The organism is Streptomyces macrosporus (assembly GCF_039533145.1).
Lineage (GTDB): Bacteria > Actinomycetota > Actinomycetes > Streptomycetales > Streptomycetaceae > Streptomyces > Streptomyces macrosporus.
The window spans coordinates 1-26,892 of sequence record NZ_BAAASZ010000014.1 but is presented as its reverse complement, the minus strand read 5'-3'; the positions used below and the strand labels follow the sequence as shown (position 1 = coordinate 26,892).

The 26,892-nt window shown below is 74.0% G+C and carries 28 protein-coding genes and 1 pseudogene; 14 read left to right on the top strand and 15 right to left on the bottom strand.

The features are described from left to right. Positions 1 to 98: 98 nt before the first annotated feature. From ABD335_RS07890 to ABD335_RS07875, 4 genes are all read right to left on the bottom strand, one after another. Entirely contained in the window at positions 99 to 764 is a 666-nt protein-coding gene (locus ABD335_RS07890) for a response regulator transcription factor (RefSeq protein ID WP_344321390.1), read from the bottom strand. Beyond that, positions 761 to 2,119, bottom strand: a complete 1,359-nt coding sequence (locus ABD335_RS07885) for a sensor histidine kinase (protein ID WP_425583573.1) — start codon at positions 2,117 to 2,119, stop codon at positions 761 to 763. The genes ABD335_RS07890 and ABD335_RS07885 overlap by 4 nt, the downstream gene beginning before the upstream one ends. A gap of 52 nt (positions 2,120 to 2,171) precedes the next feature. After that, positions 2,172 to 2,510, bottom strand: coding sequence for a small secreted hydrophilic protein (locus ABD335_RS07880; protein WP_344321388.1), 339 nt, complete (start codon positions 2,508 to 2,510; stop codon positions 2,172 to 2,174). A 342-nt stretch (positions 2,511 to 2,852) separates the two neighbouring features. Continuing rightward, positions 2,853 to 2,996, bottom strand: a complete 144-nt coding sequence (locus tag ABD335_RS07875; protein ID WP_344321387.1) for a hypothetical protein — start codon at positions 2,994 to 2,996, stop codon at positions 2,853 to 2,855. Positions 2,997 to 3,374: 378 nt separating this feature from the next. Between ABD335_RS07875 and ABD335_RS07870 the strand changes: the two genes are divergently transcribed. Together ABD335_RS07870 and ABD335_RS07865 are read left to right on the top strand one after the other, a co-directional pair. Continuing rightward, complete coding sequence (locus tag ABD335_RS07870; protein WP_344321386.1) at positions 3,375 to 3,986, top strand: TetR family transcriptional regulator; 612 nt, start codon at positions 3,375 to 3,377, stop codon at positions 3,984 to 3,986. Between the two features lie 175 nt (positions 3,987 to 4,161). Next, positions 4,162 to 4,599 carry a VOC family protein gene (locus ABD335_RS07865; protein WP_344321385.1) on the top strand — a complete coding sequence of 146 codons (438 nt, stop codon included), beginning with the start codon at positions 4,162 to 4,164 and terminating at the stop codon, positions 4,597 to 4,599. Positions 4,600 to 4,705: 106 nt separating this feature from the next. Here ABD335_RS07865 and ABD335_RS07860 read toward each other — a convergent pair. The 4 genes and pseudogenes from ABD335_RS07860 to ABD335_RS07845 all read right to left on the bottom strand — a co-directional run. Beyond that, positions 4,706 to 5,362 (bottom strand): annotated as a pseudogene (locus tag ABD335_RS07860) (response regulator); the annotation flags it as partial. Then, positions 5,355 to 6,620, bottom strand: coding sequence for an ATP-binding protein (locus ABD335_RS07855; RefSeq protein ID WP_344321384.1), 1,266 nt, complete (start codon positions 6,618 to 6,620; stop codon positions 5,355 to 5,357). The pseudogene ABD335_RS07860 and the gene ABD335_RS07855, both read right to left, overlap by 8 nt. Before the next feature lie 44 nt (positions 6,621 to 6,664). After that, the gene (locus ABD335_RS07850) at positions 6,665 to 7,435 is read right to left on the bottom strand and encodes an ABC transporter permease (protein WP_344321383.1); all 771 of its coding nucleotides are present in this window, start codon (positions 7,433 to 7,435) and stop codon (positions 6,665 to 6,667) included. Position 7,436: 1 nt separating this feature from the next. Next, a complete protein-coding gene (locus ABD335_RS07845) occupies positions 7,437 to 8,381 on the bottom strand; it encodes an ABC transporter ATP-binding protein (protein ID WP_344321382.1) in 945 nt (314 codons plus the stop codon). Between the two features lie 219 nt (positions 8,382 to 8,600). Between ABD335_RS07845 and ABD335_RS07840 the strand changes: the two genes are divergently transcribed. The 3 genes from ABD335_RS07840 to ABD335_RS07830 all read left to right on the top strand — a co-directional run bounded on the left by ABD335_RS07840 (position 8,601) and on the right by ABD335_RS07830 (position 11,304). Then, positions 8,601 to 9,296, top strand: coding sequence for a hypothetical protein (locus tag ABD335_RS07840; protein ID WP_344321381.1), 696 nt, complete (start codon positions 8,601 to 8,603; stop codon positions 9,294 to 9,296). Positions 9,297 to 9,447: 151 nt separating this feature from the next. Further along, the gene (locus tag ABD335_RS07835) at positions 9,448 to 10,845 is read left to right on the top strand and encodes an FAD-binding oxidoreductase (RefSeq protein ID WP_344321380.1); all 1,398 of its coding nucleotides are present in this window, start codon (positions 9,448 to 9,450) and stop codon (positions 10,843 to 10,845) included. Between the two features lie 33 nt (positions 10,846 to 10,878). After that, complete coding sequence (locus tag ABD335_RS07830) at positions 10,879 to 11,304, top strand: SgcJ/EcaC family oxidoreductase (RefSeq protein WP_344321379.1); 426 nt, start codon at positions 10,879 to 10,881, stop codon at positions 11,302 to 11,304. A 253-nt stretch (positions 11,305 to 11,557) separates the two neighbouring features. On the opposite strand, the gene ABD335_RS07825 is transcribed toward ABD335_RS07830, so the two are convergent. Then, complete coding sequence (locus tag ABD335_RS07825; RefSeq protein ID WP_344321378.1) at positions 11,558 to 12,163, bottom strand: helix-turn-helix domain-containing protein; 606 nt, start codon at positions 12,161 to 12,163, stop codon at positions 11,558 to 11,560. A 74-nt stretch (positions 12,164 to 12,237) separates the two neighbouring features. On the opposite strand from ABD335_RS07825, the gene ABD335_RS07820 reads away from it, so the two are divergent. Together ABD335_RS07820 and ABD335_RS07815 are read left to right on the top strand one after the other, a co-directional pair. Continuing rightward, positions 12,238 to 12,399, top strand: a complete 162-nt coding sequence (locus ABD335_RS07820) for a hypothetical protein (protein ID WP_344321377.1) — start codon at positions 12,238 to 12,240, stop codon at positions 12,397 to 12,399. A 44-nt stretch (positions 12,400 to 12,443) separates the two neighbouring features. Continuing rightward, the gene (locus ABD335_RS07815) at positions 12,444 to 14,162 is read left to right on the top strand and encodes a SpoIIE family protein phosphatase (protein ID WP_344321376.1); all 1,719 of its coding nucleotides are present in this window, start codon (positions 12,444 to 12,446) and stop codon (positions 14,160 to 14,162) included. A gap of 49 nt (positions 14,163 to 14,211) precedes the next feature. On the opposite strand, the gene ABD335_RS07810 is transcribed toward ABD335_RS07815, so the two are convergent. Beyond that, positions 14,212 to 15,000, bottom strand: coding sequence for an HAD family hydrolase (locus ABD335_RS07810; RefSeq protein WP_344321375.1), 789 nt, complete (start codon positions 14,998 to 15,000; stop codon positions 14,212 to 14,214). Positions 15,001 to 15,254: 254 nt separating this feature from the next. Here ABD335_RS07810 and ABD335_RS07805 point away from each other — a divergent pair, with 254 nt between their 5' ends. After that, positions 15,255 to 16,346: a glycoside hydrolase family 43 protein gene (locus tag ABD335_RS07805; protein WP_344321374.1), complete on the top strand. Its 1,092-nt coding sequence runs from the start codon at positions 15,255 to 15,257 to the stop codon at positions 16,344 to 16,346. A gap of 190 nt (positions 16,347 to 16,536) precedes the next feature. Next, positions 16,537 to 17,634: a hypothetical protein gene (locus ABD335_RS07800; RefSeq protein WP_344321373.1), complete on the top strand. Its 1,098-nt coding sequence runs from the start codon at positions 16,537 to 16,539 to the stop codon at positions 17,632 to 17,634. Between the two features lie 79 nt (positions 17,635 to 17,713). Here ABD335_RS07800 and ABD335_RS07795 read toward each other — a convergent pair whose 3' ends face one another. The 4 genes from ABD335_RS07795 to ABD335_RS07780 form a co-directional block, all read right to left on the bottom strand. Next, positions 17,714 to 17,923, bottom strand: coding sequence for a hypothetical protein (locus ABD335_RS07795; protein WP_344321372.1), 210 nt, complete (start codon positions 17,921 to 17,923; stop codon positions 17,714 to 17,716). A 48-nt stretch (positions 17,924 to 17,971) separates the two neighbouring features. After that, entirely contained in the window at positions 17,972 to 18,898 is a 927-nt protein-coding gene (locus tag ABD335_RS07790; RefSeq protein WP_344321371.1) for a transporter substrate-binding domain-containing protein, read from the bottom strand. Continuing rightward, entirely contained in the window at positions 18,895 to 19,563 is a 669-nt protein-coding gene (locus tag ABD335_RS07785) for a hypothetical protein (RefSeq protein WP_344321370.1), read from the bottom strand. The genes ABD335_RS07790 and ABD335_RS07785 overlap by 4 nt, the downstream gene beginning before the upstream one ends. A gap of 498 nt (positions 19,564 to 20,061) precedes the next feature. Beyond that, positions 20,062 to 20,421 carry an ArsR/SmtB family transcription factor gene (locus ABD335_RS07780; RefSeq protein WP_344321369.1) on the bottom strand — a complete coding sequence of 120 codons (360 nt, stop codon included), beginning with the start codon at positions 20,419 to 20,421 and terminating at the stop codon, positions 20,062 to 20,064. Between the two features lie 262 nt (positions 20,422 to 20,683). Between ABD335_RS07780 and ABD335_RS07775 the strand changes: the two genes are divergently transcribed. The 3 genes from ABD335_RS07775 to ABD335_RS07765 all read left to right on the top strand — a co-directional run bounded on the left by ABD335_RS07775 (position 20,684) and on the right by ABD335_RS07765 (position 23,285). Then, a complete protein-coding gene (locus ABD335_RS07775; RefSeq protein WP_344321368.1) occupies positions 20,684 to 22,060 on the top strand; it encodes an FAD-dependent oxidoreductase in 1,377 nt (458 codons plus the stop codon). A 73-nt stretch (positions 22,061 to 22,133) separates the two neighbouring features. After that, positions 22,134 to 22,553 carry a DUF6153 family protein gene (locus ABD335_RS07770; protein WP_344321367.1) on the top strand — a complete coding sequence of 140 codons (420 nt, stop codon included), beginning with the start codon at positions 22,134 to 22,136 and terminating at the stop codon, positions 22,551 to 22,553. Between the two features lie 90 nt (positions 22,554 to 22,643). Then, positions 22,644 to 23,285 (top strand): DUF305 domain-containing protein, encoded by a 642-nt coding sequence (locus ABD335_RS07765; RefSeq protein WP_344321366.1) that lies wholly within the window; start codon positions 22,644 to 22,646, stop codon positions 23,283 to 23,285. Positions 23,286 to 23,531: 246 nt separating this feature from the next. Here ABD335_RS07765 and ABD335_RS07760 read toward each other — a convergent pair whose 3' ends face one another. Then, positions 23,532 to 24,551, bottom strand: coding sequence for a hypothetical protein (locus tag ABD335_RS07760; RefSeq protein ID WP_344321365.1), 1,020 nt, complete (start codon positions 24,549 to 24,551; stop codon positions 23,532 to 23,534). Positions 24,552 to 24,727: 176 nt separating this feature from the next. Here ABD335_RS07760 and ABD335_RS07755 point away from each other — a divergent pair, with 176 nt between their 5' ends. Both ABD335_RS07755 and ABD335_RS07750 read left to right on the top strand, forming a co-directional pair. Next, a complete protein-coding gene (locus ABD335_RS07755; RefSeq protein ID WP_344321364.1) occupies positions 24,728 to 25,033 on the top strand; it encodes a heavy-metal-associated domain-containing protein in 306 nt (101 codons plus the stop codon). An 82-nt stretch (positions 25,034 to 25,115) separates the two neighbouring features. Beyond that, positions 25,116 to 26,892 (top strand): heavy metal translocating P-type ATPase (locus ABD335_RS07750; protein ID WP_344321363.1); only part of this gene is annotated, 1,777 nt, incomplete at its 3' end.

The following is a 26,892-nucleotide window of genomic DNA, read 5'->3' as shown; positions in this document are numbered from 1 at the left end:
CAAGCGTCCGGCGGCACGGTGAGTGTTCCGTGAACCGATGATGAGGAAAATTTCACCTGATGGCGGGTTACCGGCGGATGCGCGCCGAAGAGACGGATTCAGCCGCGCGACAGCCGGTAGCCCATGCCCCGCACCGTCTCCACCACGCCCTGGCCGAGCTTCTTGCGCAGGGCGCGGACGTACACGTCCACGATGTTGGAGCCGGGGTCGAAGTCGTAGCCCCACACGTGGGACAGGATCTGTTCCCGGGAGAGCACCTGTCCGGGGTGGCGCAGGAACAGCTCCAGCAGGACGAACTCGCGGGCCGTCAGGTCGACCGTGTCGCCGCCGGCGCGGGCCCGCCGGGTGCGCAGGTCCAGGTCGACGCCCGCGCCGCGCAGCACCGTCACCTCCGGCGCCCGCGCCGCGGTGCGCATCCGCAGCCGGACCCGGGCGAGCAGCTCCTCGAAGCGGAAGGGTTTGGTCATCCAGTCGTCCGCGCCGCCCTCCAGTCCCGCGACCGTGTCCCGCACCGAGTCGCGGGCGGTGAGGACGATCACCGGTACCGTGACGCGGGCCTCGCGCAGCTCCCGCAGGACGGTGAAGCCGTCCCGGCCGGGCAGGCCGATGTCCAGCAGCACCAGGTCGAAGCCGCCGGTGCGCGCGTAGTCGTACGCGGTGTCGCCGTCCCGGGCGATGGTGGTCGTGAACCCGTTGGCCCGCAGCCCCTTGTCCACGAACGAAGCGATGCGCTCCTCGTCCTCGACGATCAGAATCCGGTTCACGGTGCCTCTCCCGGGCTCTCCAGTACGAGTGTGAATGTCGCGCCGCCGCCGGGAGTGGTGCGCAGCTCCACCCTCCCGTGGTGGCCCTCGGCGATGGCCTTCACGATCGACAGGCCCAGCCCGGCCCCGGAGCCGCGGGCCCCGCGCCGTGCCGTGCCGCGCCGGAACCTCTCGAAGATCACCTCGCGGTCCTGTTCCTGCACGCCCGGGCCCGAGTCCGCCACGTACAGCTCGACCCGCGGGCCCGTGCGGCGGGAGCCGATCCGTACGGTCTGGCCCGCGACGGTGTGCTGGACCGCGTTCTGCGCGAGCTGCACCAGGGCCTGGGTGATCCGCTGTTCGTCCAGCTCCACCACGCCCTCGCCGACCTCGGCGAGCCGCCAGTCGCGGTCCCCCAGGGCGCGGGCCTTGACGAAGATGTCCGCGGTGAGCTCCGCGAGCTGCACCGGTTCCGGCCGCAGGAAGTCCGGCCGTTCGGCCTTGGCGAGCAGCAGCAGGTCCTCCACGATCCGACTCATCCGGTCCAGTTCGTCGGTGACCAGCCGGACGGTCTCCTCCCGTTCGGCCGGGTCGTCGCCCATGAGCTCCAGGTGGCCCCGGACGATGGTGATGGGGGTGCGCAGTTCGTGGCCCGCGTCGTCGACGAACTCCCGTTGGGCGGCGAACGCGCGCTCCAGCCGGTCCAGCATGGCGTTGAACGTCACGGTCAGGGCGGCGATGTCGTCGGTGCCCTGGACGGGGATGCGGCGCGTCAGGTCCTGCTCGGTGATCTCGGCTGCCGCGTTGCTGACCACCCGGACGGGCTTGAGGATGCGCCCGGCGATCACCCAGCCGATGCCGGTGGTGAGCATCAGGGCCACTCCGGAGGCGGCGAGGAACATGGTGAAGATCTCGTTCACCCGGTGCTCCTCCGACGCGGGGTGGAAGGCGACGACGAAGGCCGCCGTGGGGTCGGCCCGCACGGTGACCTTGGCCCAGCGCACCTCGCCGGAGGGGCGGTCGAGGGTGCCGGTGGGGGCGTCCGAGGCGAAGATCTCCGCGAGGGCGCCGTCCTCGGCGAGCGGGGAGTCGACCGGGGCCTCGCGGGACTGGGTCTTGATCGCGGGCTTCGCGCCCTCGCGGGCCACCAGGCCCAGGAGTTCCTCGTCGGGGTCGGCGTACTGGCGCTGGAGGAAGACCACCAGCAGCCGTTCGGGGTCGGTGAACCGCCGCCCGGTGTCCGGGTCGATGCCCTGGTCGACGAAGTTGGCGAACTCCTGGGTCTCCTGGGCGAGCAGCCGGTCGACGCGGTGGTCCACGTCGCGCAGCAGCACCGACCGGGTGGACAGGGCGACCGCCGCCAGGGCCACCGCCATCACCACCAGCAGCCACAGCAGGATGCGGACCCGCGCGGAGATCCTGGGGCGGTCAGTCGTCACCCGATCCGTCGTCCTCGTCGTCCGCGCCGGCGGAACCGCTGCTGCTCGGGGAGGCGCCGGCGGGCCCGTCGTCCCGGTCGTCGTCGGCGTCGTCCCGTCCTCCGCCCGCGTCGTCGTCGGCGTCGTCGGCGTCCTGCGGTCGGGGCGAGACCACCTCGTCCTTCGGGCTCGACGTCGGTCCGGCCGACGGTGTGCCGCTCTCCATCCGCACCTCCGCGGGGGCCTTCTCCGCCGGCGGGGTGTCGGTCAGGGCGTAGCTGGTCGCGGCGATCCCCAGCGGGATCGCGACGACGGCGGTCAGGGTGAGGGCTCGCTGCTTCAGAGGCATGGGAAGCAGTGTCGGCGTGCGGGGAGGGCCTCCGCATGAAGGCCGCATGAGGAAATCTTCATCCGCGGGCGGCGGGGCGCGGTCCGTCCGCGCGGGGGCGCGGAGGGCCGGGGGCCGCGGTACGGGGCGAGCACGGTCGCCGAGGTCACGGCCTGCTCCCTTCCCTTCGCCGCCTGTCCTCTCCGCGCAACCCTAACGAGCGCCGAGGGCCGCGTTCCCGGCGGGGAGACCCGGCGCGTCCGGGCACCGTCCGCGAACAGGGCGGTGGCCCGTACGCCCCCGTCGGGGTGTACGGGCCACCGTCACGCGGCTTCCGCCCTCGTCGGGCGGCCGGGAGCCGGTTCAGAGGGTGAGGCCGGCCCCCTCCAACGCGATTTCCGCGGCGGGGACCAGTGCGCTGGGATCGACCCCCACCGCGGCGGCGGGAGCGGTGAGGGCGGCGAGGAAGGCGAACGTACCGAGCAGGACCGCGACGAAACGACGCATGGCAGGAAATGCCCTTTCCGGAACGGCACTTGGGTTGGTCCAAGTGCGGTGATCGGTCGCGAAGTGGCTTCCCGTGCCGCCTCGGGGAAATGCGGCATGTCCTCCGTTGGGGTGATATTCCAGAACAGTGGGGACACGGTGGGCCGCGGTGTGGCAGACCCTCGAACGTCCGGTCCGGTCGGGGCCGCAGGGGGCGCCGGCGGCGGCCGCGGGGAACGCGTTCGCGGCGTCCCGGACCCCGGGGCCGGCGACGTCGAGCCCGGATCCGGTCACCGTCCGGGCGAAGGCGACCTGTCGGCGGACGGCGAACGATCACATACACACCATGCAATACGTGCAGAGAAGGAACATTGTGCAGAGCGTGCAATAATCGATGGCGTGAGTCCCACGGGCGAAGGTCTGCGCGAACGCAGGCGCCGCGAGACACGTCAGGAGATCCACGCCGCGGCGCTGCGGCTGGCCCGGCGGCACGGCTTCGACAAGGTCACCATCGAGATGATCAGCACCGAGGCCGGCGTCTCGCCGCGCACGTTCTTCAACTACTTCCCGAACAAGGAGGCGGCGGCGGTGTTCGGCCCCCGCGAGCTGTCCTCCGAGGCGGCCGCCGCGTTCGTCGCCGCCGGGCCCGCGCGGCCGGGGGAGGTGCTCCGGGACCTCACCCGGCTGCTCCTGCGGCAGCTCGCCGAGAGCCCGCCGGAACGCCGGGACATGCACGACATCTTCGCCCTCGCCCACGAACACCCCGGCGTCCTGGCCGCGATGCTGGCGCAGTTCGACACCTTCCGGACGGGCGTCGCCGCGACGGTCGCCGAGCGGATGGGACGGCAGCCCGACGACGAGGTGCCGAACCTGATCGCCTCGGTCGCGCTGACCGCGGTGCGCACCGGCCTGGAGCGGTGGTCGCGCGACGAGCCGGTCGACGGCGAGGACTCCCCCGTCCCGTACGTCGAGCGCTCGGTGGCCCTCCTCCACACCCTCCTGGCGCCCTGACCCCGCGGCACTCCGGCGTCGCCCTTCCTTCGTTCTTCGCCGCGGACGCGCCGGCGGCCGACTCCGCTCCGGAGGGCGGGACGGAGGGGGCGCCGAGGCGGAGAACCCGTAACGGAGTCGGGCCGGTTCCGGCCGGTGCGCGGACGTCCGGCCCGCGTTCTGGGAGCATCGGGGGATGACGGGCACTCCTCCGGACACCGATCCGAACACCGATCCGAACACCAGGGCCCTGGGCATCAGGGCCATCGTCGTCGACTGCGCCGACCCCGAGCGGCTGGCCGCGTTCTGGTCCCGGCTCCTCGGCCGGCCGATCGGGGCGCGGACGGGCCCGTACCTCTGGCTCTCCCCCGGTGACGGCCCGGTGGTGGGCTTCCAGAGGGTCGCCGAACCGAAGACCGGGAAGAACCGGGTCCACCTGGACCTCTCCTCCCCGGACCCGGCCGCCGAGCGCGAGCGGATCGAGGCGCTGGGCGGCCGGTACCTCGGGCAGTACGCGGAGGGCGGCTTCCTGGTCATGGCCGACCCCGAGGGGAACGAGTTCTGCGTCATCCCCCCGGGCCCGTTCGACCTGGACGACGAGGGCCGCGCGCACTACCTCGACGACCGGCCGTGACGCCCCCGGGACGTGCCGGAGTGTCGCCCTCCCCCGCTCCTCGGGGCTCGCGTCGGTCCACGGCACGGTGTGGGGCCGCGTCGGCCGGTCGCTGGTCTCCCCGGCCGCCCAGGATGCCGCGGTCGTAGCCCGCCGCGACGGCGGCCGCGCGGTCGTTGACGCCCAGTTTCGCGTACAGGTGGGTGAGGTGGGTCTTGACCGTCGCCTCGCTGATGAACAGCAGTCGGGCGATCTCGCGGTTGGGGGTGCCCCGGGCGACGAGGGCGAGGACCTCGCGTTCGCGGGCGCTGAGCGGTGCCCCGGTGCCGCTCGGGGGTGTGCGGACCCGGGAGACCAGGCGGGAGGCGACGGCCGGGGAGAGGACGGTGCGTCCCTCGGCCGCCGCGCGGACCGCCGCGAACAACTCCTCGCGCGGGGCGTCCTTGAGCAGGTAGCCGGTGGCGCCCGCCTCGATCGCGGGCAGCGTGTCGGAGTCCGTGTCGTACGTGGTGAGGACGAGGACCTTGCCGCGGGCGCCCCGGCGGGCGAGTTCGGCGATGGCCTCCACTCCCCCGCCGCCCGGCATCCGCAGGTCCATCAGGACGACGTCCGGGTCGAGCCGGCCGGCGAGGTCCACGGCCTCGACGCCGTCGGACGCCTCGCCGAGCACCTCGAACTCGGGGGACGTCTCGAACATGCCGCGCAGCCCGTCGCGGACGACCGGGTGGTCGTCGACGACGAGGAGGGTGATCACCCGTCCGGTCCGCTCGGTTCTCTCAGTCATGGCGCACCAACGGTACGCGGGCCGAGACCGCCGTGCCCTGTCCGGGTTCGGACTCGATGTCGACGGTTCCCGCGAGGCGTTCGACGCGGGCGCGCATGCCGTCGAGGCCGAAGCCGCCGGAGGCGGTGCGCGGCGGCGGGGCGGTCGGGTCGAAGCCGCGGCCGTCGTCGCGCACGTCCAGGGTGACCTCGCCGTCCATGTAGGAGAGGGTGACGCCGACGCGGCCGGCGCGGGCGTGCCGGGCGGTGTTGGCCAGGGCCTCCTGGGCGATGCGCAGCAGGGTCGCCTCGATCTCGTCGTGCAGCGGTTCCACCGTGCCGGTGACGGTGAACTCGGCCCGCAGGCCGGTCCGTTCGCCCCATTCGGAGACCGCCTTCTCCAGGGCCTCGGGCAGCGCGTCGTGCGCCAGGGCGGCGGGGCCCAGGTTCTGTACGGAGCGGCGGGCCTCGCCGAGGCTTCGGCGGGCCAGTTCCTGTGCGCGGTCGAGGTGTTCGCGGGCGGACCGCGGGTCCTCGGCGGCGGTGACGGCCTGGAGTTGGGTGACGATCCCGGCCAGGCCCTGCGCGATGGTGTCGTGGATCTCGGCGGCGAGCCGGCGCCGTTCGTCGTTGATCCCGGCCTCTCGCGCCTGGAGCAGGAGTTGGGCCTGGAGGCCGGCGTTCTCGGCGAGGGCCTGTTCCAGACGGGCGTTGGCGCGTTCCAGTTCGGCGATGGTGGCGGCCCTGACCGCGGCCTCCTGCGCCTCCTTCGCGCCGAGGTGGCCGAAGACCAGGGCGAGCCCGGCGTTGAGCGCGTACAGCGCGCCGAAGGCCACCCACTGCGTCACCGACCCCGGCGGCAGTCCGCCGGACTGCGAGCCCGCCATCGTCACGGCCGTCGCGAACAGTCCCGGCCGGACCCACCGCGCGGGCAGCAGGTCCTGCGCGTCGAAGTAGCCGATCACCGCGTAGACCGAGAAGAACGGGTTCAGCCAGGAGAGGACGAACGCCAGCGCGGTCCGCACGGCGTAGTAGGCGCACGCCGCCGGGTCCCGCTCCGAGCGGCCGGGGCGCGTCCGGCTCCGCCACAGTTCCAGGGCGAGCGCGGCCACGACCAGCCCCCCGGCCGCGTACGTCCCGGCGGTCGACATCACCTGGCCCGCGGTGGCCGCGGCCATCACGGTGCCGAGGGCCAGCAGGCCGTAGGGGCCCCAGCGGAAGAACCTCTCCCATCCTTCGGCGGGGCTCAGGGCCGGGGCCGGCGGCTGCTCGGTCGTCATGGCCGACAGCATGCCGCGCGCCGCTCCCCCGCTCACCCCCTCGTTCACTCCCACCTGAACCAGCGGATCGCGACGCAGGTGAGCAGGAGCGCCCACAGGCCGGTCACCCCCAGGTGCGTCCAGGCCGGCCACTCGCCCGCCGCCGCCCGGTCCAGGGCCTGGGAGGCGGCGCCGAAGGGCGACAGTTCGACGATGTGCCGCAGCAGGTCGGGCATGGTCCGCACGGGGGCCCAGACACCGGCGGTGAACATCGCCGGGAAGAAGACGATCGTGCCGATCGTCTGCGCGGTCTTCACCGTGCGGGAGAAGGCGGAGACGGTCGCGCCGAGGGCGAGCCCGGCGAACGCGGTGAGGGCGAGCGCGAGCAGGTATCCGACGGGCTGCTCCGGGAGCGCGACGCCGAAGGCGAGCCGGCCGACGGCGAGGGCGAGCGCGACGGAGACCAGGACCGTCGCGCCGTGCAGCGCGATCTGCGCGGTGAGCAGCGCCCGGGGGCGCACCGGCGTGGTGGACAGCCGGCGCAGGATGCCGCGTTCGCGGTGGCCGGTGAGGACGTTCGGCAGGGTCTGCACGCCCGCCACGATCGTGGACAGCAGTACGGCGACGGGGACGTACAGGTCGATCACCCGCAGTCCGCCGAGGTCCTCCGACGGCTCCCGGAAGGGCGGGACCAGGCCGAGCACGGTCAGCAGGAGGGACGGGAAGGCGACGATCCAGAAGAGGGCGCCCGGCTCCCGGAGGAAGAGTCTCGCCTCGGTCTTCAGGACGGCGGCGGACGCGCCGGGGGCGGCGGTGGTGGTGGTCGTGTCGGCCATCTCAGGTCTCCTCCCGGTCGGTGGTCGCGGTGCCGGCCGCGGGTGCGGCGGCGGGTGCGGTGAGGTCGAGGAAGGCGTCGTCCAACGTGGCGTCCACGACGCGGAGTTGGCCCGCGGTGACGCGGTGCCGGGCGAGCAGCGACAGCAGGGCGTTGACGGTCTCGTCGCTGCCGGCGAGCCGGACGCGGTCGCCCTTGCGCGTCACGGAGTTCACGTCGGGGAGCGCGGCGAGTTCGCGCTCGTCGAGCGGGCGCGAGGGGGTGAAGGAGACGACGGTCGAGGCGGCGGCGCGGCCGATGAGACCGGCCGGGGTGTCCAGCGCGGCGACGCGGCCCTTGTCGACGACCGCGACCCGGTCGCAGAGGCGCTGCGCCTCCTCCATGAAGTGCGTGACGAGCAGGACGGTGACGCCGGAGTCCCGTACGTCCTCGATCAGTCGCCAGGTGTCGCGGCGGGCGCGCGGGTCGAGTCCGGTGGTGAGCTCGTCGAGCACGACGATCCGGGGATTGCCGACGAGGGCGAGCGCGATGAACAGGCGCTGTTTCTGCCCGCCGCTCAGCTTGGCGAAGCGGGTGTCGAGCCGCTCGGCGAGCCCGAGCCGGTCGGCGAGCGGCCGCCGGTCGGCGGGGCGGGGGTAGAAGGCGCCGTACAGCTCCAGGGCCTCCCGGACGGTGAGCTTCGCCTGGAGTGCGCTCTCCTGGAGCTGGGCTCCGAGGAGCAGGGTGACGCGGTCGTGGTCGGCGACGGGATCGAGTCCGGCGACCCGGACGGTTCCGGCGTCGGGGGTGCGAAGGCCCTCGACGCACTCGACGGTCGTGGTCTTGCCCGCGCCGTTGGGGCCGAGGATCCCGAAGATCTCGCCCTCCTCGACGGAGAAGGAGACCCCGTCGACGACGGTCCTGCCCCCGTAGGCCTTGGTCAGGCCGTTCACTTCGATGATCGGCATGCGTCGAGGGTCCCGGAGGACGGGGGCGCCGGACATCGGCCATCGCGCTCGAGGACGCATCGACCGATCGGCCGATGCCGGGGTACGACCGTCCGCCGTCCGTCGCCGGGTGGCCTCGGGCCGGGGGGCGTCTCGTCCGCCGACGCGCCTTTTGGCATGATCGACGGGCCACGGCGAGAAGCCCGGCAAGACGCTCGCCCGACCCCGAAGAGAGTGCCCGTGCGCCACACCCTGCGACGTGTCCTGTCGTTCGCCGTCCTGTCGTCCGTCGTCCTCTCCGGCGCGGCCTGCGGCGGGACGGCCGACTCCGCCGCGGAGTCCCCCGCGAAGCCCCTGACCGCCGAGGAGTTGGCCGCCGCGCTGCCCGAGGGCGACGACTTCCCCGGCTTCACCGCCAAGCCGCAGGACACGCCCCTGCTGGAGGACCGGGACGTGGTCACGGCCGACGTGTCCGCCTGCCAGCCGATCGCCGACATGATGAGCGCCCGCCCCGAGCACGCTCGCCGAGCGTTGGTCTGGGCCACGCTCAAGGTCCATGGCGCGCCCGCCGACGCGCCCCCCGGCAGCGTGAGCCTCGCCGGCCACACCGTCGGCGACGCCCGGGCGACGATGGACGATCTGCGGGAGGCGCTCTCCGGGTGCGACGGGTTCACCGCGTCCTCCCGGCGCGGCTGGACCTACCGGTTCACCGTGGAGCGGCTCTCCCCGGTGCAGGCGGGGGACGAGTCCGTCGCGTACCTGCTGACCAACACCCTCGCCCCCGAGGGGAAGGGCAACGTCATGACCGTCGTGCGCACCGGCGGTGTCCTCGCCACGTACCTCGTCGTCCAGGACCCGGACCGGCCCCGTCCCGTGCCGGCGTCCATCGCCGCGACGCAGCACGAGAGGCTGCGGGACGCCGGGGCCGGGGGCTGATCCGCGTCGCGCGGCGCGGCGGGACGGGGGCCGCCGGAGGCACCCGGCTCTCCTCGCCCCGCGCGGTGCCGGACGGTCGATGTGCGGGGGTCCGGGCCCGGGACTACGGTGGGGAACAGGTACGACCAGTGCCCCGAGGAAGGGGGGCGGCATGGCGTCCCACGTCGTCGACGACACGGCCCTCGCGGGCTTCCGCACCGGTCTCGCGGGCGATGCCATCACACCCGGTGACGCGGCCTACGACGAGGCCCGCACGCTCTTCAACGCGATGATCGACCGGCGTCCCGCCGTCATCGCCCAGTGCGAGACCGCGCGGGACGTCGCCGAGGCGATCCGCTTCGGCCGGGAGAACGGCCTGGAGATCGCGGTCCGCGGCGGGGGGCACGGCGTGGCGGGCACGGCCCTGAACGACGGCGGCCTCGTCATCGACCTGCGGCGGATGCGCGCGGCCACGGTCGATCCCCGGGCGCGCACGGTGCGGGTCGGCGGCGGCGCCACCATGAGCCGGCTCGACCGGGCGACGGAACCCTACGGTCTGGCGACGACCGGGGGCCGGGTGTCGACCACCGGGGTCGGCGGGTTCGTGCTCGGCGGCGGAGCGGGGTGGCTGGACCGCAAGTTCGGGCCGGCCTGCGACAACCTGCTGTCGGTCGAGCTGGTCACCGCGGACGGCGACACCGTCCGCGCGAGCGAGGACGAGAACCCGGAGCTGTTCTGGGCCCTCCACGGCGGTGGCGGCAACTTCGGCGTGGCCACCTCGTTCACGCTGAGGCTCCATCCGCTCCCGGTCGTGACCGCGGCCCTGCTGCTGTGGCCGCCCGACATGGGCCTCGACGTGGTGCGCGCCTACCGCGACTTCCTGGAGGCCGCCCCGGACGAGGTCGGCGGCGGGGTGATCTACATGACCGCGCCGCCCGAGGAGTTCGTCCCCGAGGACATGGTGGGGAAGCTCGCCTGCGGGGTCCTGGTCACCTACGCGGGCGAGATGCAGGAGATGCGCGACGTGGCCGAACCCGTGCTCGGCCTCGACCCCGACGCCGAGATGGCCACCGAGTGCTCCTACGCCGATCTGCAGTGCATGTTCGACGACCCGCCCGGCTACCGTAACTACTGGTCCGCAGAGTACCTCGGCTCCTTCCCGGACCCGGCCGTGGAGCGCTTCTGCGCCCGCGCCGCCGACCTGATCGTGCCCTCCCCGTCGCAGCACGTGCTGTTCCCCCAGGGCGGCGCGGTCGCGCGGGGGCCGGCGGAGTACCCGATCCCGTGGCGCCGGGCGCCGTGGGTGGTCCACCCCTTCGGGCTGTGGGAGGACCCGGCCGACGACGACCGCGGCAGGAGGTGGGCCCGCGAGGCCCGCGCCGACGTGGAGCCGTGGTCCATGGGAGCGGTCTACCTCAACTTCATCGGCCGCGAGGGCGAGGACCGCCTCGTCGCCGGCTTCGGCCCCGACAACCACCGGCGGCTGGCCGAGGTGAAGGCCCGGTACGACCCCGAGAACGTCTTCCACCTCAACCACAACATCGCACCGGCCCGGGGTCGGGCGGGTTGACCTCGACCGAACTTGAGGTCGCAGGCTGTCCGCATGAACGCGGAAACCGACGACCGTCGGACGTACGAGACCGAGACCGAGGCCATCCGGCAGGTGGTCGCCACCCTTCAACACGCCCAGCGGAACGAGCTGGTCGAGGAGTTCGTCTCCCTGTTCCGGCACGACGCGATCTGGACGACCGGCCACGGCAGGCGCCTGTTCGGCCGTGACGAGATCGCGGCGTTCACACGCCGGGTGCTCCCCGGGGCGATGAGAGAGTCGGCGGCCGTCTACGAGGTGGAGCACGTGCTGTTCATCCGGCCCGACGTGGCCGCCGTCAAGGTCCGTCAGCGTCCCGTGACGCTCGACGGCGAGCCGATCGAGGGGGAGCGCGGGGGCAGCCCGCTGTACGTCATGGCCAAGGAGAACGGTCGATGGCTCCTGGTCGCCTGCCAGAACACGCCGGTGCTCGACGCGTAGACCACCGGTGGACCGCCGGTGGACCGCCACGGACCGAGCCGTCGGGGCCGCCCTTCCCCGGAGGGGCGGCCCCGGCCGTGTCCGCTCGCGCCCCTCGGGACGTCCGCGCGAACCGGAATGCGGCCCATCACATCCCCGGACGGAGGAGACGCCGTCGCCCAACGCGTGGACGCACGCGGACGACCTCGACGACCTCGACACCGACGGCGAGCGCGCGCGACGGCGCGTCGACCGTCCGGACGCCCCCGGCGCCTCAACCGGTTCCGGCGTGGTCGCGGGGGCGGGCACGGACGTGCATGCGTTCGCCCTGGGGGCCGAAGAGGCTGAGGATCTCCACGGGCCCCTCCCCGGTGGAGCCGAACCAGTGCGGCAGCCGGGTGTCGAATTCGGCGACCTCGCCCGAGTTCAGGATCAGGTCGTGGTCGGCGAGGACCAGGCGGAGGCGTCCGGCGAGGACGTAGAGCCACTCGTAACCCTCGTGGGTGCGGGGGTCGGGGGTGTTCCGGTCGGCCGGTATGACCATCTTGAACGCCTGCTGCGGGCCGGGCTGCCGGGTCAGGGGCACCACGACGTTGCCGTGTACGCGCTGGGGCGTGAGGCGGACGCGGGGGTCGCCGACCTCGGGCGCGCCGACCAGTTCGTCCAGGGGGACCCGGTGGGCCTGGGCGATGGGGAGGAGGAGTTCCAGGCTGGGGCGGCGCTGCCCGGACTCCAGGCGGGACAGGGTGCTCTTGGAGATGCCGGTGGCCTCGGACAGCTCCGCCAGGGTCATCCTCCGCCCGGTGCGCAGACGCTTGAGGCGGGGGCCGACCTCGGCCAGGGTCCGGGTGATGACGGGTGAGGGCTCCACGCCGTCCATTGCACCCGTCTTTCCCGGAAACGGCAACATGGATTGCCGTCACGCGGTGGCCACCGCACCCCTCGGAAGCGGACGTGAGCACGGACACGGTCGTCGTGGACGGCGCGGAGGCGGAGGCGGGGCGCCCGACCGGACGCGGCACGACAGGCTGTCTCGGCACGGCCGCACAGAGCGATCCTGGCGCGTCGGACAAAAACCTCTTTGTCTCCCATGAGGGGATGCGCTTCTTCCCCTGATTGATAGCTTTTTGAACATCCGCAGAGCGCGAGGAGGTCTCGGCATGACCGTGGAGGGCGACAACGGCCCCCGACGGAAACCGGCGGCTCCCGAGGTGTGGGGGTTGTTGGACGCCGTCGACGCCGACGCCGGGGCCTGTCTGGTGGACGTCCAGGGGCGGATCGTCGCGGTGAGCCTCCGGGCCGAGGAACTGCTCGCTCGGCGCGGGGAGGACATGCTGGGTCTCGACGCCCACGAACTGCTGCACCGGCGGGAGGGCGGCATGACCGTGCGGCGCTCGGAGTGCCGGATGACGCGGGCCCTCACGCGCGGCCGGGCCGCGCAGGGCGAGCAGGAGTGGTTCGCCCGCGGAGACGGAACGTTCCTGCCGGTGGCCTGGATGATCACGCCGTACAGGGTCGAGGGGCGCATCGCCGGGGCGCTGACGGTCTTCCACGAACTCGTCCCCGGGGGCGAGGGGGCCGAGGAGCGCTCCGAGGGTCTCCCGGGCCTGGTCGAGCGGCTGGCCCTGCTCGCCGAGGCCACCACGACGCTCTCGGCGACCTTGGACGCCGAGAAGATGCTGGACCGGCTGGCGCGGCTGACCGTGCCCCGGTTGGCGGACTGGATGGTGGTGGACCTGCTCACCGAGGAGGGCGAGCCGGCGCGCAGGAGGGTGGTCCACCACGAGGAGGGCGAGTACGTGCGCCGGGAGGACCTGGAGGGGCCGATGCCCCGCACGGCGCCGGACTCCTCCGTGCCGCCGCTCGGCGTCCTGCGCGGGGCGCCCCCGGTCCTGGTGGGCCCCGAGGAGTACGCGGAAGCCGATTCGGGGTTCGCCGTCGCGCAGCGCGACCTGTTCCGCGCGACCGGCGTCCACTCCGCGGCCGTCGCCCCCCTCCGGGCGCCGCGGGGGGTGCTGGGGACCCTGCTCCTGGGCCGCGCCGACCGCCGGCGGCCCTTCGAGACCGCCGAGCTGGCGCTGGTCGAGGACATCGCCCGCCGGGCGGCCCTCGCCATGGAGAACGCGCAGCTCTTCGAGCGCCAGCGGGCGGTCGCCGAGACCATGCAGCGCCATCTGCTGCCCCACCTGCCCGAGATCCGGGGGCTGGAGCTGGCGGTGCGTTACGTGCCCGCCCCGCACGCCTCGCAGGTCGGCGGCGACTGGTACGACGCCTTCCGTCTGCCCGACGGGACGATCGCCCTGGCGGTCGGCGACGTGGTCGGTCACGACCTGCAGGCCGCGGCCGGCATGGCGCAGGTCCGCAACATGCTGCGCGCGTTCGCCTGGGACCACCGACAGCCGCCCAGCGTCGTCGTCGACCGGCTCGACCACGCGCTGATCCCCCTCAGCGAAGCGCCGATGGCCACCATGCTGTTCGCCCGCCTCGAGGGCGCCGGGGAGCCGGAGGGCGGACCGTGGCAGGTGCGCGGCACCAACGCCGGCCACCTGCCGCCGCTCCTGGTCGACCGGGACGGGCGGACCCGCTACATCGACGAGGCGCTCGGCCCGCTGCTCGGCACCGGCGCGGCGACGTCCCGCTCCGACGTCGTCGTGCCGCTGCCGCCCCTGACCACCCTGGTGCTCTACACCGACGGGCTGGTCGAGGAGCGCAGGCGCTCGCTGGACGAGGGGCTGGACAGGCTCCGCCGGCACGCCGCCGCGCTCGTCGACCGGCCCCTGGAGGTCTTCTGCGACCTGCTCCTCGAACGCGTCCGGCCACCCGACAACGACGACGACGTCGCCCTGCTCGTCGTGCGCGTGCCCGCCACCGGCGACTGAGCCGGCGACCGGGTTCCGGCGCTCTCGGCGTCCGGGCCCCGGCGGCCCCTCACCCCGCGTCCGGGCCGGAGCCGGGGGACGGGACGGTGGGCGAATCGGCGGGCGAGTCGGTGGACGGCTTCCGGCACGGTCCGGCCGTGAGCGCGGACGGATCGTCCAGCAGGGCCGGGACCTGTGCCGGCGAGGTCACGAACGGGCCGGTCCAGGCGTCGCGGCGGGCGCGGCGCCCGGCGTCCGCCAGGTCCGGGGCCCGCAGCATGACCGCCGTCATCCCGTACGCGGAGGCGCCCCGGAGTTCGTCGCCGCCTCCGTCGCCGACGTACAGGCACCGGCCGGGCTCGACGCCGAGGCGGCGGGTCACCGTGCCGAAGAACTCGGGGTCGGGCTTGCGCCGCCCCTCCAGACAGGACAGCACCGCGGCGTCCACCCGGGACGCCAACGGCAGTTCGGACCAGCTCTCCGCCAACTCCACGGTGCAGTCGCTCAGTACGCCCACCCGCAGTCCGCGGGCGCGTATCTCCTCCAGGGCGGGGAGGGCTTCCTCGCGGAGGGCGAACAGCTCCCGCTGGGCCGCGCGTCTGGCCTCGCACGCCGCGGTCAGCGCGGCCTCGTCGGGCTCGACGCCGCAGCGGCGCGCCAGTGTCCGAAAGGTCTGCCGCAGGTCGCCGAGGGCTCCGACGGCCCGCTCGGGGAAGGAGGCGTCGATCGCCGCCCGCCACGTCCGGGGCGGTATCCCGAGCGGCGCCGCGCTGCGGGCGGCGTGTTCGTCCCACACCTCGGCGGGCGTGTGCGGCGTCAGCGTTCCGAAGAAGTCGAAGACCACGGCGGCGAAGACCATGCCAGGACCCTAACCCCCTGACCGTACGCGTGTCCGAGAACGCCGTACCCGCCTCCGAAGACCTCCCGAGATCTCCGGAGAGCCGCCGGGAGGTGCCGACCCCGAGAGACTCCGGAGCGAAACCGTTCGCAATCGTTCCCTTCTGTTCATTCGTGTGCGCGAGGGGTTGACCGTGGGAGCGGTCCCCGGATACTGACGGGCATCGGCCGCGCGCCGCTCCCCCGTCCCGTCCCCCACCACGGAAGTGGGTCGCCATGCCCGGGATCCGTCCGTCGAGCCGCTCCGTCACCGTGCTGACCGGCGCGCTCGTCCTCCTCCTCGCGAGCCTGACGGCCCGCCCCTCGGTGGCCGCCGGCCCGTCCGGCGCCCCGGACCCCGCCACCGCGGCGGAGCCCTACGCCGGGTACCTGTTCGTCTACTTCACCGGCGAGGACACCGCCGACGGCGAGCAGGTCCACATGGCGCTCAGCCGCGGCAACGACCCGTTGCGCTGGCGCGAGCTGAACGGCGGTGCCCCGGTCCTGAGGTCCACGCTGGGTGAGCGGGGGGTGCGGGACCCGTTCCTGATCCGCTCGCCGCGGGGCGACCGGTTCTTCCTGATCGCCACCGACCTGAGGATCCACGGCAACGGCGACTGGGACCGCGCGCAGCGCCACGGCAGCCGCTCGATCCTGGTCTGGGAGTCCACCGACCTGGTGCGCTGGTCCCCGCAGCGGTCGGTGCGGGTCTCCCCGCCGACGGCCGGCAACACCTGGGCCCCGGAGGCGTACTGGGACGAGAGCCGCGGCCGGTACGTCGTCTTCTGGGCGTCCACGCTGTACGCGGAGGACGACCCGGAGCACACCGGCACCAGCCACCACCGCATGATGTACGCGACCACCCGGGACTTCGTCACGTTCGACGAGGCCCGCGTCTGGCACGACCCGGGCCACTCGGTGATCGACTCCACGGTGATCCGGCACCGGGGCACGTACCACCGCTTCACCAAGGACGAGCGCGACCGGACCGCGTCCAACCCGTGCGGCAAGTTCATCACGCAGGAGGCGTCCACCGACCTGCTGGACTCCTCCTGGGAGCCCGTCGCCACGTGCATCGGCCGCGCGACCGCGACGAGTCCCGGCCTGAGCAGGGGCGAGGGCCCGACGGTGTTCAAGTCCAACACCGAGGAGAAGTGGTACCTGTTCATCGACGAGTTCGGCGGTCGCGGCTACGTGCCGTTCGAGACGACCGACCTCGCGTCCGGCCGGTGGACCATGTCCGCCGACCACGACCTGCCCGCCTCGCCCCGACACGGCACCGTCCTGCCGATCACCCGGACCGAGTACGCCCGCCTCTCCGCCCTGTGACCCCTCCCGCCGTCCCCGCTCCGGGGGCTCCGGGCGGAGGACGGCGGCCCGCTCGAACCCTTCCGCCCGGCGCGAGAACCACGTGTGCCCCTTCCGCTGTCCTCCCACGCGATCGGCACACGCGGGGCCGGTCGGCGGCGGCACCCGCGCCCCGCCGACGGCCCCCGGACGGAAGGACAGGTGACCCGGGATGTCGACGGCCATCGGCGACGACGGACGCGGTGGCGGGCTCGTCCCGCCACCGCCGGACACGGCGGCGCTCTCCCATCCGCCCACCCTGCGCGCCTGGCGCCGCGCCAGGCTCGCGCACCACGTGCGGCACCTCGGCCCGTACCCGTCGGCGGTGGCGGCGGGCGGGCTGGGCACGGCGGCGATCGGACAGTGGTGGCCGCTCCTGGCGGTGATCGGCGTGCTCGCGCTCCTCCTGGCGCCCTGCCAGTGGCTGCGCTGCCGCCACGCCTCGGTCAACGCCCGCCGGGCGCGGCTGGTCCTGGAGCACTACCCGTGGCGGCCGTACCTGCTGACTCCCGACGCGGAACCGGACGCCTCCCGGTCGGCCCGGGACCGGTCCGGGGCCTGGCTGGGCGTCTTCTTCCGGCCGGCGGACCCGTCCGATCCCGAGCACACCCGGGTGCACGGGGTGCCCGGCCCCGGCCGGGCGAACTCGTCCGTACGGGCGTTGGTCGAACCCCGCGCCCTGGCCGCCGAGTTGGGGCGCGAGGGGACCACGGAGGTCTGGTTCGCGGGCGACCCGCGGTTCGGCGGCGTGGTCTCGCCTCCCGGCGGCGGACGGCCGATGCTGCTGCGGGCCCGCGCGCGGCGCGTGCCCAACGACCCCACCGGGGCGGAGTCCGCGGAGCGGGACGCCCTGGCGATCCGGGCGGGCCTGCTGGAGTACCGCGAACTGCCCAAGCGCCATCCGGTACGGCGCGAGTGGGAGGCGCGGGGCGGACGGCCCGGCCCCGCGCGTCCGGCCGTCGACACGGCGCTGACGCGCAGCACCGCACTGCGGGTCGCCGCCCGGCTCCTGCTCGGGCCGGCGGGCGCGGCCGGTCTGCTGCTCGCGCTGGTGGCGCTGTGGGTGCTGGTGGCGGACGGCGACGCGCCGTGGATGCGCGTCTTCGGCGTCGGCCTCGCCCTGGTGTCCCTGGCGCCGACCGTCCTGTGCCTGGTGGGGGCGTGTTCGGCCGGATCGGGGCGCCGGTGGCCGACGTGGCCGGGGCGGGTGAGCGGGTCCCTGTTCGCGGCGGGGGTGCTGGTGGTCGGGCTGGCCTCGTACCTGGACTGACCCCGCCCGCGCCGGGGCGTCCGGCGCGGGCGGGACGGGCCGGTCGGCGGGGCCGCCCGCCGGCCGGCCGGTCCGCCGTTCAGTCCGAGTGGTGCGCCCCGGGACTGATGATCTCGTCCAGCGCCTCGCGGACCGCCGCGAAGGCGACGCGGTTGACGTCCGCCGTCACCGCCTCGCTGCCGCTGCCCCGTTCGGCCCGTTCCCCGAATTCGGCCTCTCGCTCCGCGGCCCGGTCCCGCGCGACCCGGATGCGGCGGAGGAGTTCGTCTGCGTCCACGACATCAGTCATGGACGGAACCTACCCGCGCACACCGGGTCACAGCCGTACGAACGGCGCTCAGTCGTCCGAGCACGAGTAGTCGTCGACGAGGGACGGGTCCGGCTTGTAGTGCTGTTCGAACTGTTCGTCCTCCTCGGCCAGCCGCGGGAAGTGGCTCTCGAAGGAGTCGCGCCAATCGGAGGAGGCGAGGAATTCCCTCAGCGCCTCGGCGATCCTCTCGCAGTCCTCCTCCCTGCCGTCCCGGATGCCGATTCCGTAGAGCTGGGGCGAACCGATCTCCAGGCCCTCCACGACCCGGACGTCGTCGTGGCGCTCCGCGAACCCGTGGAGGACGATCTGGTCCGTCCAGACCGCGTCGATGTCGCCCTTGCGCAGTAGGTCGACGCACTCCGAGTAGTTGGAGCGGGTGTCGTTGATGCGCGCCTCGGGCAGCAGCTCGGCGAGCTGGTCCCCGGTGTCCGACGTGGAGGAGTCCGGGGCGGAGACGGAGCCCCTGACGGTGCAGACGAGCTTGCCGGCCGTGCTCTCCCGGGAGGTGATGGAGGTGTCGTCGGCCTGGACGAGCAGCCCCTGCCTGGTCTCGAAGTACGGGCCGGCGAAGTCGATCTTCCGCTCCCGCTCCTCGGTGATGGAGTAGGTGGCGATCACCAGTTGGGCCGTGTCCTTGACCAGGACCTCCTCACGGCGCCAAGAGGGCTCGTCGTTGGGGGACATGTCGGGGAAGTCCAGTTGCCCGTCGAGGAAGTTGGCCAGGTCGTTCTCGAAACCGGCGTACTTCTGCGTCCTGTTGTCCTTGTAGTTGAAGCCGGGCTGGTCGAACTTCACGGCGATGTTCACGCCCTTGTCGAAGATGGACGCCCGCTCGGAGGGCGCGGACGTTCCCGGGGGTTCGGGGGCGTCCTTCCCGTCGGCGCAGGCCGCCGTCAGCAACAGGGCGCCGCACAGCGCGGTGGCGGTGGCGGCCAGGCGGGTGATGGGGCTCATCGGGGCTCCCGGGATCGTCCGTTGTCGAGCACGGCCTTCGTCACCCGGAGGGACAGCCGGCAGTGCGGGTCCGTGTCGAGTTCCAGTTCCAGGCGGATCGAGCGGTCGCCCTCGGCGAGGTCGACCATGGTCTCGCGGTCCTCGCCGATCCGGGCCTCCACCGGCGCGCCGGGCCCTTCTCCGGTGATCCGCAGCAGACTCATGGGGGCGCACGGCGATCCGATGCCGTGCTCGTCCGCGTCGACGGTGAGGCGCAACCGGTCGCGGGGCGCGGGCGCCGTCACGGTGAGGACGGCCGTGTCGCCGTTCCCCATCCCCACCTCGTCGGCGAGCTCCACCTCGTCGGTCACCGTGAGGGCGCGCGACTGCTCGGCGGCCCGCCAGACGAGCAGTCCGGCCGTCACCACGACCGTCACGATGACCAGGGCGACGACGATCTGTCCCGGGGTGAAGGGCTTGTCGATGAGGCCGAACAGCGCGAAGACGAGGACGACGACGCTGCTGACCGAGGTGATGGTCGTGTGCGCGTTCGACACGCTCGCCGGGAGCAGCAGCAGGGGAAGGGCGGCCAGCACGACCGCCAGCAGGATGATGCACACCACGGCCCACGGTGCCGCCCTCACGAACGCCGCGAGCTTCGCCCCCACCATCCCGATGCCCTTCATCCCCCGGCCCCCGCTGTGACATCAGTACCCTCGGTGACCCCATGGTGACCCACGACACCTCCCGCGGGAAACGATTTCGCCAACCGGGGTGTGTTCACCGGCATTCGGCGCTCGGGGTGCGGCGGCGTCCCTCGCCATCGCCGACCCGTCGGTCCGGACGGCGCCCGGCGTCCCGAGTGTCCCGGATCACACCGAAATCGGGTACTCGCGGCGGAATGTCCCGGAGGGGGTGGCGGTTGTACCCCTCGCAGGCGCCGGTGGTGGGACAGTGTCCCCGGGCCTCACCCATTGCCTGCGAGGACGATCGTTCGGCTGAAGCCTCGCAGAGCCCCTCGCCGCGAAGGCGACCGCCACCACCGGCGCCCGCACCCCACAGACGGCGCCGACCGGGCCTCCCCCCGACCCGGTCGGCGCCTTTCCCCGTCCTCTCGCGCTCTCTCGCGCCCCGCCTTCCCTCCTCCGCCGATCACCGGCCGCCGGCCACCGACCCGCCGGACGTCAGGGGCGAGCCGGGGCGAGGATGCGCCCCATGGCGGCGAGCACCGACGGCTCGACGCGGTAGTACACCCAGGTGCCGCGCCGCTCGGAGGTGAGCAGGCCGGCCTCCTTGAGCTTCTTCAGGTGGTGGGAGACGGTCGGCTGGGAGACGCCCACGTCGGAGATGTCGCAGACGCACGCCTCGCCGCCGGCGTGGGAGGCGACCAGCGAGAACAGCCGCAACCTGACCGGATCGCCCAGCGCCTTGAACATCGCGGCGGCCCGCTCGGCCTCCTCGGCCGTCAACGGGCGTTCGGTCAGCGGCGGACAGCACGGCGCCGCGTCCGACTCCAGGACGGGCAACACCTTCGCGTTCGACATGCGTCTATGTTGACACACATCGAATCAACGGGACCGGGTTCATCGCCGGGAACGCCTCGACCCTCGACCGGACGGCGACCGAATCCGGACCCCACTTCCGGCCACCATGGCATCGACGCGCCCCGCCCGCCCCCTCTGCTTCGACCCTCTGCTTCGACGCATGTCTATCTTGACGTCCATCGAAGCAGGTGACACGCTGAGCCCACGAGACATCGACAGATGTCGAAGCAGAGTCATCGGACAGCGTCGAAGGGGAACCGCCGTGAACACGTCCACCACCGCCGAACCGCCCGTCGTCGTGATCGGGGCGGGCCCCGTGGGCCTGGCCGCCGCCGCCCACCTGATCGGGCGGGGGCTGGAACCGCTGGTCCTGGAGGCCGGCCCGTCGGCCGGTACCGCCGTGCGTGCGTGGGGCCACGTCCGGCTGTTCTCCACTTGGAGCGAGGTCGTCGACCCCGTCGCCGAGAAGCTCCTCGCGCCCACCGGCCGGACCCGGCCCGACCCGGCGACCTACCCCTCCGGAGCCGACTGGGTCGAGCGCTACCTCCGGCCGCTCGCCGACGCCCTGGGCGAGCGCGTCCGCTACGGCGCCACCGTCACCGGCGTCGCCCGCGCCGGGCGCGACCGGGTGGTGGACGCCGACCGCGAGACCCAGCCGTTCGCCGTGCACGTCATCCACGCCGACGGCCGCGAAGAGCGCCTCACCGCCCGCGCGGTGATCGACGCCTCGGGCACCTGGTCCACCCCGAACCCGGCCGGCGGCGACGGCCTGCCGGCGCTGGGCGAGCGCGCCGCGGCCGACCGGATCTCCTACCGCGTCCCCGACCTGACGGACCCGGCGGTCCGCGCCCGCTACGCCGGCCGGCGCACCGCCGTGCTCGGCTCCGGCGCCTCGGCCTTCACCGCGCTGGCCGCCCTGGCCGACCTCGCCGAGTCCGCCGACGGGACCGGCACGCAGGCGGTGTGGGTCCTGCGCCGCGGCCTCACCGGCGCCACCTTCGGCGGCGGGGAGGCCGACCGGCTCCCCGCCCGCGGCGCGCTCGGGCTCGCGGCGAAGGCCGCCGTCGACGCCGGACACGCGGAGGCGGTTCCCGGGTTCCGCACCGCGGCGATCGAACGCGCCGACGACGGCCGCCTGGTGCTGGTCGGCGAGGACGGCCGCCGCGCCGGACCGGTCGACGAGGCGATCGTGCTGACCGGGTTCCGGCCCGACCTGTCCTTCCTCTCCGAGGTCCGCCTGAACCTGGACGAACGCCTCCGGGCCCCGGTCGCCCTGGCCCCGCTGATCGACCCCAACGTCCACTCCTGCGGCACGGTCCCCCCGCACGGCCACCGCGAGCTGTCCCACCCCGACCAGGGCGTCTACCTGGTGGGCATGAAGTCCTACGGCCGCGCGCCGACGTTCCTGGCCATGACCGGCTACGAGCAGGTCCGCTCCGTCGTCGCCGCCCTCGCAGGCGACCTGGAGGCCGCCGACCGGGTCGAGCTGACCCTGCCCGAGACCGGGGTGTGCGGCGGCAGCGGCCTGTACGACGCCCCCGAAGCGGCCGAGGGCGACGGCGGCTGCTGCGCCGTCCCCGAGCCGCGGCTCGTCCGGCTCGGCACCGCCCCGACCGCTCCCTCCGGCGGCTGCTGCTGAACCGGGCCGCGGAGTCCCCGGAGTGCCGGAGGGCCCCGCGGCCGGGATCGTCGGGGTGCCTAGGATGGCTCGCGTGAACCGACAGCCGTCCTCCGTCCCGCGCCCTTCGGGGGTGCGGATGCGATGGGTGCTGTCGGTCCTGGCGGTGTTGACGGGCCTGCTGGCGATGCACGGCCCGGCCACGGCCGGTCTGCCGGACGTCCGGTCCGCCGGCGGGCACGCGATGCCCGTGTCCGCCATGGCGCCCGGCGACCCCGACGGCTCCGGCGGCGGAGAGTGCGCGCACGCGCCGCACGGGGCGGACGGCCATCCGCACCACGCGGACCCCACCTGCGCGGCCGCCGGCACCTCCGGCGCGCCGATCCTGCCCGCCCTCTCCCCCACCGCCGCCGCCCCGACCGCTCCGGCCTCCGCCGTACGGCGGGTCCCCGCCGGGGAGTTCGGTGTCCGTGCGCCGCCGTCCCTGAGCGAACTGCAACTCCTGCGCATATAGGAGCACCCGCGCGCCGCCGCCCCGACCGGGGCGGTCGCCGCGCTCCGCCGTGCCCTTTTCCCACTTCTTCCGGCAGGAGTTCGCACCACCATGACCGCACACCGTTCCGCCCTGCGCCGAGTCGCCGCCGCGGCGGCGACCGTGACCGCCGCCGTCGTCCTGGCCGCCTGCGGCAACGACGCCTCCACCGCCTCCCACTCCGGCCACGGCGAGTCCTCCCCCGGCGTCTCCGCCCCGGCCTCCGCCGGCGAGCACAACGCCGCCGACGTCTCCTTCGCCCAGGGGATGATCCCCCACCACCGGCAGGCGGTGGAGATGGCCGACCTCGCCGCCGACCGGGCCGCCTCGCAGGAGGTCAAGGAGCTGGCGGCCGAGATCAAGAAGGCCCAGCAGCCGGAGATCGACACCCTCACCGGCTGGCTGGAGTCCTGGGGCGAGGACGTCCCCGCCGAAGGGAGCACGGACCACTCCGCCCACTCCGGTCACGGCTCCCACGGCATGGCGGGGATGATGAGTCCCGAGCAGATGGAGGAGTTGGAGAAGTCCTCCGGGACGGCGTTCGACACCGCCTTCCTGACCCTGATGATCGAGCACCACAAGGGCGCCGTGGCCATGGCCGAGGCCGAGAAGCGGAACGGCTCCCACGGCCCGGCGAAGTCCCTGGCCGACGACGTCATCGCCACCCAGAACGCCGAGATCGACACGATGAACAGGCTCCTCGGCAAGGAGTGAACCGGTGATCCGGTGACCCGAGGGTGCCGGGGACCGCGCGGCGCGGACCCCGGCATCCGCCTCGGGCCCGGACGGTTGTCGCGGCCCACCGTGCGCCGTCGTGCGCCTCGGGCCGATCGGCGCCGGCGGCATGTCGTCCATGGGGGGCGTGGGCATCGGCCGACGCCGCTTCGGCCGTGTCCGGGACGGGTGCCGACCGGTGCCCGTCCCGTTGCGCGGCGGGTCCGCCGCTCCGCCGCCCCTCGGTCAGTGGCCGTGCGCGCCGCTCTCCCCGCGCCCGGCGTCCTCTCGCCCCTTCTCCCCTCGCCCCTTCTGCTCCTCGTCCTTGCCTCCTCGCCCCTTGCCCTCCCGGTCCGTGGTGACGGTGAAGGCGGCGGTGCGGACCTCGCCGTCGTGCTTGAAGTCCAGGAAGAGGCGGTAGGTGCCGTCGCTGGGCGCGGTGGCGGTGAAGGAGACGGTGGGGCCGGGGGCGGTGGTGCCGTCGCCCGGTGCGCCGCCCGGGTGGACGTGGAGGTAGGCCAGGTCCCCGGAGCGCAGGGCGACGAGGTGCCCGTAGGCGCCGAGGTACGGCTCCAGGTCGGTGACCGGACGGCCGTCCTTGGCGACCGTCAGGTCGAGCCCGCTCGCCTCGCCGGGCCGCAGGGCGCCGTCGAGGGTGACGGTGTAGCCGTCGACGGTGGCGCGCGCGGACGGCTCGGGCGGCGCGGCGGGCTCGTAGGCGCCGGAGACGGCCAGGTCGGCGCCGAGGGTCAGGTTCGTCGCGCCCTTGGCGGCGGGGGTGAAGTCGGCGAAGACGCGGTAGTCGCCGGCCTCGGGGAGCTTCACCGGTGTGCTCCAGGTGCCGTCGGCGGCCCGGACGGGGTGCAGGTGACGGTAGGTGTCCAGGTCCCGTGAGGCCAGGATCAGGTGCAACTCCTTGCCGTGCTCGGTCCGGTAGTCGGTGACGGGACGGCCGCGGTCGTCGCGGACGGTGAAGCGCAGTTCGGTCGCCTTCCCGGCGGGGACGCGCGGGGTGGCCAGGTCGAGGGTGTGGCCGCCCTCCGAGACGTTCAGGCCGCCGGCCGGGGTGTCCGCATGGCCGCCCTTCCGGTGGCCGCCCTCCTGGCGCTCGTCGTGCTCGTCACGCTCGTCGTGTCCGCCGCGTTCGGCGTGCGCGGCGGGGACGGGGTCGGCGACGGGGTCCACCGCGCTCCCCACCCCGTATGCGGCCCCGAAGGACGCCGCGAGCGCGGCGGTGAACGCGGTGATCTTCAACGCGGTGTTCATGGTGCTCTCCTCGAAACGGCTCAGCCCGGATGGGCACGGCACCGGAAGCATATACCCCCTCGGGGTATGCGCAACCTTCGATCGGCGAGTTGCCAAACATACGGGGTGGGGGTATACATGTCGGCACCCGGGGATACCCCCCGGCGGTATCCAATTCATCCCTTCCGGAGGAAACCATGTCGTCGGAGACCCTCTCGTCCTGCTGCACCCCCGGCGGAAGCTGCTCGGCCGACACCTCGCAGGCCACCACGGCCGCGCCGGCCGACGGCCACACCACCGTCTACGCGGTCGCCGGCATGAGCTGCGGCCACTGCGAGGCCACGCTCACCAAGGTCGTCGGCGGACTCGACGGGGTCCTCTCCGTCGACGTGGACGTCGCGGCCGGTCGCGTCACCGTCACCACCGCCGGCGCGCCCGACGACGCGCTGCTGGCCGAGGTGATCGACGAGGCGGGCTACGAGCTCACCGGCCGCGCCGCCTGACCGCTTCTCCCCTTCTCCCCTCCCCGTGCCGGGCCCGCGCACCGGCGGGCCCGGCACCCGCCCTCACCCCCGAGGAACCGTGATGACCACCCACGTCGGCGAGACCGCCGAAGTCGAACTCGCCATCGGCGGCATGACCTGCGCCTCCTGCGCCGCCCGGATCGAGAAGAAGCTCAACCGCATGGACGGGGTGAGCGCCACCGTCAACTACGCCACCGAGAAGGCCCGCGTCGCCTACACGGGCGGGGTGACCGTGGAGGACCTGATCGCCACCGTCGAGGCGACCGGCTACACCGCCGTCCCGCCCGCCCCCGAGCCCACCTCCACCGGTCCCGAGGACCGGACGGCGGAAGCGGACGACGACGAGCTGCGGCCGCTGCGGCAGCGGCTGATCACCGCCGTGGTGCTCGCGGTGCCGGTCATCGCGATGGCCATGGTCCCGGCCTGGCAGTTCACCCACTGGCAGTGGCTGTCGCTGACGTTGGCCGCCCCGGTCGTCACCTACGCCGCCTGGCCCTTCCACAAGGCCGCCCTCACCAACGCCCGGCACGGCGCGGCCACCATGGACACCCTCGTCTCGGTGGGCGTCTCGGCCGCCTTCGCCTGGTCGCTGTGGGCGCTGTTCCTCGGCACCGCCGGCACCCCGGGCATGACCCACCCCTTCGAGTTGACCATCGCCCGCACCGACGGCGCCGGCAACATCTACCTGGAGGCCGCCGCCGGCGTCACCGCCTTCATCCTGGTCGGCCGCTACTTCGAGGCCCGCTCCAAGCGCAAGGCCGGCGCCGCCCTGCGCGCCCTCCTCGAACTGGGCGCCAAGGAGGTCACCGTCCTGCGCGCCGGCCGCGAGGAACTCGTCCCCGTCTCGGAGTTGAGGGTCGGCGACCGGTTCCTGGTCCGCCCCGGCGAGAAGATCGCCACCGACGGCACCGTGGTCGAGGGCTCCTCGGCGGTGGACGCCTCCATGCTCACCGGCGAGTCCGTCCCCGTCGAGGTGAGCGTCGGCGACGCGGTCACCGGCGCCACCCTCAACGCCGGCGGACGGCTGGTCGTCCAGGCCACCCGCGTCGGCGCCGACACCCAACTCGCCCGGATGGCCACGCTGGTGGAGGAGGCCCAGAACGGCAAGGCCGCCGCCCAGCGCCTCGCCGACCGCATCTCCGCCGTCTTCGTGCCCGTCGTCATCGCCCTCGCCCTGGGCACCCTGGGCTTCTGGCTCGGCAACGGCGCCGGCTGGACGGCCGCGTTCACCGCCGCCGTGGCCGTCCTGATCATCGCCTGCCCGTGCGCCCTGGGCCTGGCCACGCCGACCGCGCTGCTGGTGGGCACCGGACGCGGCGCCCAGCTCGGCATCCTCATCAAGGGCCCCGAGGTGCTGGAGTCCACCCGCCGCGTGGACACCGTCGTGCTGGACAAGACCGGCACCGTGACCACCGGACGCATGACTCTGCTGGCCGTGCACACCGCCGAGGGCGAGGACGAGGCCGAGGTGCTGCGGCTGGCGGGCGCCCTGGAGCACGCCTCCGAGCACCCCATCGCCCAGGCCGTCGCCACCGGAGCCGCCGAACGGGTCGGCACCCTGCCCGTCCCCGAGGACTTCGCCAACGTTCCCGGCCTCGGCGTCCAGGGCGTCGTCGACGGCCACGCCGTCCTCGTCGGCCGGGAGAAGCTGCTCGCCGAGTGGGTCGTCGAGCTGCCGGCGGAACTGGCCCGTGCCAGGAACGCCGCCGAGGCGGCCGGGCGCACCGCCGTCGCCGTCGCCTGGGACGGGCGGGCACGCGCCGTCCTCGAAGTCGCCGACGCGGTGAAGGAGACCAGCGCCGAGGCCGTCGCCCGGTTCCGCGCCCTCGGCCTCACCC

Bases quoted from the DNA above. Each gene is read 5' to 3' on its own strand.
- ABD335_RS07885 (WP_425583573.1), bottom strand. From the start codon at position 2,119: ATGGCGGTGGCCCTGGCGGCGGTCGCCCTGTCCACCCGGTCGGTGCTG.
- ABD335_RS07880 (WP_344321388.1), bottom strand. From the start codon at position 2,510: ATGCCTCTGAAGCAGCGAGCCCTCACCCTGACCGCCGTCGTCGCGATC.
- ABD335_RS07875 (WP_344321387.1), bottom strand. From the start codon at position 2,996: ATGCGTCGTTTCGTCGCGGTCCTGCTCGGTACGTTCGCCTTCCTCGCC.
- ABD335_RS07865 (WP_344321385.1), top strand. From the start codon at position 4,162: ATGACGGGCACTCCTCCGGACACCGATCCGAACACCGATCCGAACACC.
- ABD335_RS07855 (WP_344321384.1), bottom strand. From the start codon at position 6,620: ATGACGACCGAGCAGCCGCCGGCCCCGGCCCTGAGCCCCGCCGAAGGA.
- ABD335_RS07850 (WP_344321383.1), bottom strand. From the start codon at position 7,435: ATGGCCGACACGACCACCACCACCGCCGCCCCCGGCGCGTCCGCCGCC.
- ABD335_RS07845 (WP_344321382.1), bottom strand. From the start codon at position 8,381: ATGCCGATCATCGAAGTGAACGGCCTGACCAAGGCCTACGGGGGCAGG.
- ABD335_RS07835 (WP_344321380.1), top strand. From the start codon at position 9,448: ATGGCGTCCCACGTCGTCGACGACACGGCCCTCGCGGGCTTCCGCACC.
- ABD335_RS07830 (WP_344321379.1), top strand. From the start codon at position 10,879: ATGAACGCGGAAACCGACGACCGTCGGACGTACGAGACCGAGACCGAG.
- ABD335_RS07825 (WP_344321378.1), bottom strand. From the start codon at position 12,163: ATGGACGGCGTGGAGCCCTCACCCGTCATCACCCGGACCCTGGCCGAG.
- ABD335_RS07815 (WP_344321376.1), top strand. From the start codon at position 12,444: ATGACCGTGGAGGGCGACAACGGCCCCCGACGGAAACCGGCGGCTCCC.
- ABD335_RS07810 (WP_344321375.1), bottom strand. From the start codon at position 15,000: ATGGTCTTCGCCGCCGTGGTCTTCGACTTCTTCGGAACGCTGACGCCG.
- ABD335_RS07805 (WP_344321374.1), top strand. From the start codon at position 15,255: ATGCCCGGGATCCGTCCGTCGAGCCGCTCCGTCACCGTGCTGACCGGC.
- ABD335_RS07800 (WP_344321373.1), top strand. From the start codon at position 16,537: ATGTCGACGGCCATCGGCGACGACGGACGCGGTGGCGGGCTCGTCCCG.
- ABD335_RS07795 (WP_344321372.1), bottom strand. From the start codon at position 17,923: ATGACTGATGTCGTGGACGCAGACGAACTCCTCCGCCGCATCCGGGTC.
- ABD335_RS07790 (WP_344321371.1), bottom strand. From the start codon at position 18,898: ATGAGCCCCATCACCCGCCTGGCCGCCACCGCCACCGCGCTGTGCGGC.
- ABD335_RS07785 (WP_344321370.1), bottom strand. From the start codon at position 19,563: ATGAAGGGCATCGGGATGGTGGGGGCGAAGCTCGCGGCGTTCGTGAGG.
- ABD335_RS07780 (WP_344321369.1), bottom strand. From the start codon at position 20,421: ATGTCGAACGCGAAGGTGTTGCCCGTCCTGGAGTCGGACGCGGCGCCG.
- ABD335_RS07765 (WP_344321366.1), top strand. From the start codon at position 22,644: ATGACCGCACACCGTTCCGCCCTGCGCCGAGTCGCCGCCGCGGCGGCG.
- ABD335_RS07760 (WP_344321365.1), bottom strand. From the start codon at position 24,551: ATGAACACCGCGTTGAAGATCACCGCGTTCACCGCCGCGCTCGCGGCG.
- ABD335_RS07755 (WP_344321364.1), top strand. From the start codon at position 24,728: ATGTCGTCGGAGACCCTCTCGTCCTGCTGCACCCCCGGCGGAAGCTGC.